At 69.3% G+C, this 4,900-nt stretch carries 5 protein-coding genes; all 5 read left to right on the top strand.

Annotation, left to right across the window (positions count from 1 at the left end; translation table 11 throughout):
- The first annotated feature begins 415 nt into the window (after positions 1–415).
- Entirely contained in the window at positions 416–1,138 is a 723-nt protein-coding gene (locus AB0G02_RS28200) for a hypothetical protein (RefSeq protein WP_360799543.1), read from the top strand.
- Between the two features lie 24 nt (positions 1,139–1,162).
- Positions 1,163–2,104: a peptidase gene (locus AB0G02_RS28205; RefSeq protein WP_360799546.1), complete on the top strand. Its 942-nt coding sequence runs from the start codon at positions 1,163–1,165 to the stop codon at positions 2,102–2,104.
- A 20-nt stretch (positions 2,105–2,124) separates the two neighbouring features.
- Positions 2,125–2,871, top strand: a complete 747-nt coding sequence (locus AB0G02_RS28210; RefSeq protein WP_360799549.1) for an iron-containing redox enzyme family protein — start codon at positions 2,125–2,127, stop codon at positions 2,869–2,871.
- Between the two features lie 101 nt (positions 2,872–2,972).
- Positions 2,973–4,442, top strand: coding sequence for a peptide ligase PGM1-related protein (locus AB0G02_RS28215; RefSeq protein ID WP_360799552.1), 1,470 nt, complete (start codon positions 2,973–2,975; stop codon positions 4,440–4,442).
- 192 nt (positions 4,443–4,634) lie between these two features.
- Positions 4,635–4,900: MFS transporter (locus AB0G02_RS28220; RefSeq protein ID WP_360799555.1), on the top strand; the 266-nt coding region annotated here is incomplete at its 3' end.

Raw genomic sequence — 4,900 nt, forward strand, 5'->3', positions numbered from 1 at the left:
AGCCGTCCTCGCGGTGGAAGGGGGTGGAGTAGCTCATCACACTCCTCACTGCGCGATCGAGACTACCGAGCGGCACGACACCGCCGCCACCCGCCCCGGGCACCGGCAGGCCACCGCGCTCGACCGAATGACCGCCACCCCCTCGCCTTTTCGGGTCTCGACTTCCCGCCGCCGCCCTGCAAGGCTCCGACACCTATTTCCACCACCTTTCAAGAATGATCACAGGAACGTTCACGGAACGCCCACCGCTCGTCCGACTGGCCGATCAGTGCTGATCAGAGGCCTGTCCACGTCACTGCGCAATACGGGTGACAGTGTTGTCGACCCAAGATCGACCTGCTAGCTTCGATCGAGGGGAGCCAACGTCCCATGCATTAAATCAGCCATTCCACACACTTTCCCAACAGGCGGTCGCGTGCGCACTGTGGAAATCCGATATCTGGGGAACGGGAATTCACTCGACACCGCGCGGCGCGCTCGGCTGGGTGCCGAACTGGCCGCCGCCATGCCGCGGCACGAGGTGGCCCACTACCTCCGCGCGAAGCCGGCCATCCTGGCCGGGAGCGCCCACCTCGCCGTCGCGGAGGCGGACGGCGCGTGCGTCGGGCTGATGGCGGCCAACGGGTTGAGCGCCGACGGCCTGGACTTCACCTACATCGAGACGCTGCTGGTCGGTGAGCAACTGCACGGTTCGGGGGTGGCGCTCGGCCTGGTGTCGGCGCTGTTCGCCGGCGTCGTCCGCGCGCTGGGCGACTTCCCCGAGCTGGTGGCCATGAAGACCTACACGCCCAAGGCGTACCTGCTGATGCGCCGGTTCGCCCTCGGCGGCGACATCGGGTTCTACCCGGAGCTCGACGCGCCCGGCGACGCCGCGATCCCCGCGCGGCTGGCCGCGGCGCTGTCACCGGGCTGCGAGTTCCGCGCCGGGACCGGCGTCGTGCACGGCGGCGGCGGGCGGATCAGCAGCCGGTTCTGGCGCGACGCCCCGCGCAGCGGTGACGCCGCCGTCGACGGGTTCTTCGCCCGCGAGGTCGGTGAGCGCGACCGCCTGCTGTGCGTGGTGCACGCGCCGACCACCGCGGCGAAGGGCGCGCTCATGGCGGCGCTGCGCATCCCCCAGCCCATCCGGGCGGACTGAGGCAACGAGAACAGTGGAGGTCACATGGGCAGCGTCGGGATCACCGGTGGTCGCGGCCTGGAGTGGTTGGCGGGCAAGTCCTACCCCTACAGCGACGCCGCGGAGCTGGAGCTCTCCACCGGCGAGTTCGACGGCGGCGGCCAGTACGGCGTGGAGATCCCGGTGGTCAACAGCCTCGCGGAGCTCGAACGGCTGGTGAAGCTGATCGGTGACCACGGGCTCTACGTCACCCGGTTCAACGAGACGCGCGGGTCGTTCCTGCTGTCCGACAGCGAGCTGAGCGACATGTTCGCGCTGTGCCGGGAGAACGAGTACGGGCTGGTGGTCAGCATCGGCCCGCGCCCGGAGTACGACGTCAAGGGCAGCTTCTACCGCTCGGAGTTCGGCCTGGAGATGGGCAGGCAGATCAACAACAGCGACGCGTTCCGGGCGTGCGTCGAGGAGGCGCTGCGGCTGGCGGCGCTGGGCTGCCGCGGCATCACCGTCTACGACATCGGCGTGCTGCGGGTGCTCGACGAGATGCGCCGCGAGGGCGCGCTGCCGGCGGAGATGGTGTTCAAGACCTCCAGCCACTGCATGGCGACCAACCCGTTCCTGGCGCGGATCTTCGCGGAGAACGGCGCGGACAGCATCACCCTCGCGCACGACCTCGGCGTGCCGATGATCCACCAGATCCGCAGGCTCAACCCCGGACTGCCCATGGACGTGCCGACGGACGTCTACAAGGCCAAGGGCGGGTTCATCCGGTTCTACGAGCTGGCCGAGATCGTGCAGGTGGGCGCCCCGGTGATGTTGAAGATGGGCGCCAGCGTGCAGGGGCACCCCTACGACCGGCTGGGCGAGGCGATCTCCCGCGAGCGGGTCGACCGGGTCGCGCGCGGCATCGAGGTGCTCGACCAGCACCTGCCCAGGCGCACGGCGATCACCACCAAGAGCAGGCACTACGGGCTCCCGGCAGCCCGCTGACCGAAAGGAAGGGCCGCGCGGTGACCAACACCGTCGTCACGGAGAAGCACCCCGAGTTCAAGCAGGAGGTCGACGCCCTGCTGCGCGAGATGGTCGAGCGGTTCTACCGGGAGGTGGAGGGCGCCGACCACCTGTACCGCGCCAAGGACATCAACCTCGACTACTACAAGCGCCACATCGTCGAGATCATCCTCCGACTGCGGATGAAGCGCTGGATCGACGCGCTGACGATCCACTACTTCACCAAGCACAACCCGGTGCTGGCCAAGAAGTGGTGCGCCTACACCGAGGACGAGATGCTGCACGACTCCCTGTTCGCCAAGGACCTGGAACGGGTCGGCGTGAGCAAGGAGGAGATCTACTCCACCGAGCCGCTGTTCACCACCAAGCTGCTGCAGGGTTACTTCTACTACGGCTTGGAGCACGAGGGCCGGCCGCTGGCGTCATTGGCGAGCTCGTACTTCATCGAGAACGTCTCGCTGATGACCCAGCCGCAGTGGATCGAGAACGTCGAGGACGTGCTCGGTTCCGGGATGGCCAAGGGCCAGCAGGCCCACGTCGACCACGACCTCGAGGACGACCACACCGACTTCGTGTGGAACGTGCTGATGACGTTCGTCGAGACCGAGGACGACAAGAGGCGGATCGTCGAGCACATCACCAACGTTTACAAGTTGTTCTGCGCCTTTTACCTGGAGCTGTACCAGCGCACGGTGAAGGGCGGGGTGGAGGACGGGCCTTTGCTGGAGGTGCTGGCCCGACCGTGATCGACTATTGGTAGCATTGCGCATCGCCGCGATAACTGCGCGTACGATCCCCCCGGGCGTCGTTCCGGGGGGATCGTGGCCACGTTTTCCGAAGGAAATTCATGTCGCATCCCGCCGTCGTTTCCGTCCAAAGTCGAGAATGCAGTCCGGAACTGCTCGAACGGCTCAGCGGTTCGACCCTGTTCCCCGAACGGCCGGCGGGCGCGGCGATCGTCTCGGTGGTGCGGCGCGGCGGTGGGTCGCTGTTCTACGTGGCCGCGCCCGCGATGGTCGACGCGGACGAGCAGGTCGAGTACTTCCTCGGCCTGCTGCCCGAGGAGCACGAGGGTCAGCTCAAGGCCCTGCGCGACCGGGTCGAGGTGGGCAGCCTGGACGACCGCTCCTCCCGCTGGCTCAGCACCAAGCTGCTCGACGGGACCAACCCGGCGGCGGGCGAGCTGCGCGAGCGGATTCACGCGTTCGTGGCCAGGGAGCGGGCCGCGGGCGCGGACGTGCGGTTGGACTGCTTCGAGCCGTCGGCCAACCTGGAGGAGCTCGCCGCGTCCCTGGGCATGCCCGCCAACCAGGCCGACGCCTCGGTGATCCCGTTGGGCACCAAGGCTTCCGGGCGGCGGATCTTCCTCGACGCGGGCGTGCCCGTGGTCGCCGGCACCGACGAGTTCCACTCGGTGGACGAACTGGCCGGGGGCATCACCGACCTGGTCGAAGCGGGTCACCGCAAGCTCGTCCTCAAGCTCAGCAGCACCGAGTTCGGCGCGGGCATGGGCAACGCGCTGCTCGACCTGGGCGCGACCGACCTGCCGGCGGACCGCGAGGGCGTCCGGGCCGCGGTGGCGGCGGCGCTGCCGACCGCGGACCTGGTGGACCCCAAGCTGACGTGGGCCCAGTACGCCGCGATGATCACCACCTCCGGCGTCGTCGCGGAGCGCTGGGTCGAGGGCGACGAGGTGCGCAGCCCCAGCTTCCAGGGCCGCATCGCGGAGGACGGCACGGTGACCGCGGTGTCCGTCCACGACCAGGTGCTCGGCGGCGCGGGCCTGACCTACGTGGGCAGCTGCTTCCCCGCGGACGCGGCCTACCGCTCCGAGGCGCTGCGGCACGGCCTGGCGGTCGGCGCGCGACTGGTCGCGAACGGCGTGCGCCGCGGCGACTACGGCGTGGACTTCCTCGCCGTGCGCGAGGGCTCCCGGTGGCAGGTGCTCGGCTGCGAGCTGAACCTGCGCGCCACCGGCACCAAGCACGGCTTCACGATGGCCACCGCGCTGCTGGACACCGTGCCCGATCCCGACGGCGACCTGGTGGTGGGCGGTTCGCCGCGGGTGTACGAGGCGTCCGACGGGATCGCGGACCCGAGCCTGGTCGGCGTGCGGCCCAGCGCGCTCATCGACGCGGTCCGCTCGTCCCCGCTGCACTACGACCCCGTCACGCGGACCGGGGTGGTGCTGCACCTGCTCAGCGCCCTGCCGACGTACGGGAAATTCGGCGCGATCTGCATCGGCCGCGACCGGGGCGAATGCGAGCGGATGATGCGCGGGCTTCGGGAACTCGCATTGGCACTGGGCAACCGCTAATGCGGCGGTGGCCGGTAATGCGGCTGTGGCGTTCCTCGCCCACCTGAACTCGACCGCTCTGTCGGTGTCCTGTGATTCAATCGCGACATGGGGGAGTTATCCGGAGACAGCCGGAGGTCTGTCTCGCGCACGCTGTTGGCGACCGGCGCGGCAGTCACCGTAGGTGGTCTGCCCACGTACCTGGTCAGCGCGATGGCCGTTCAGATCGGGCAGGAACTGCACCTGACCGTGGCCATGGTCGGTGCGGCGACGGCGGTGTTCTTCGCCGTCGCCGCGCTCACGTCGCACCCGTTGTCGCTGTTGACCGAGCGCATCGGTCCCACGGCGGCCCTGAGGCTCGCCGCGCTGACGACCGGGGCGTGCGCGGTGTGGATGGCCTCGGCGCCGTCGATCGGCTGGCTGCTGGTCGGGGTCGGCGTGGCGGGGATGGCCAACGCGCTGGCGCAGCCCGCCACCGC

Source organism: Actinosynnema sp. NPDC023658 (assembly GCF_040639995.1).
GTDB lineage: Bacteria > Actinomycetota > Actinomycetes > Mycobacteriales > Pseudonocardiaceae > Actinosynnema.

Coding starts and splice junctions, on each gene's coding strand:
- AB0G02_RS28205 (WP_360799546.1), top strand. CDS start 1,163: ATGGGCAGCGTCGGGATCACCGGTGGTCGCGGCCTGGAGTGGTTGGCG.
- AB0G02_RS28215 (WP_360799552.1), top strand. CDS start 2,973: ATGTCGCATCCCGCCGTCGTTTCCGTCCAAAGTCGAGAATGCAGTCCG.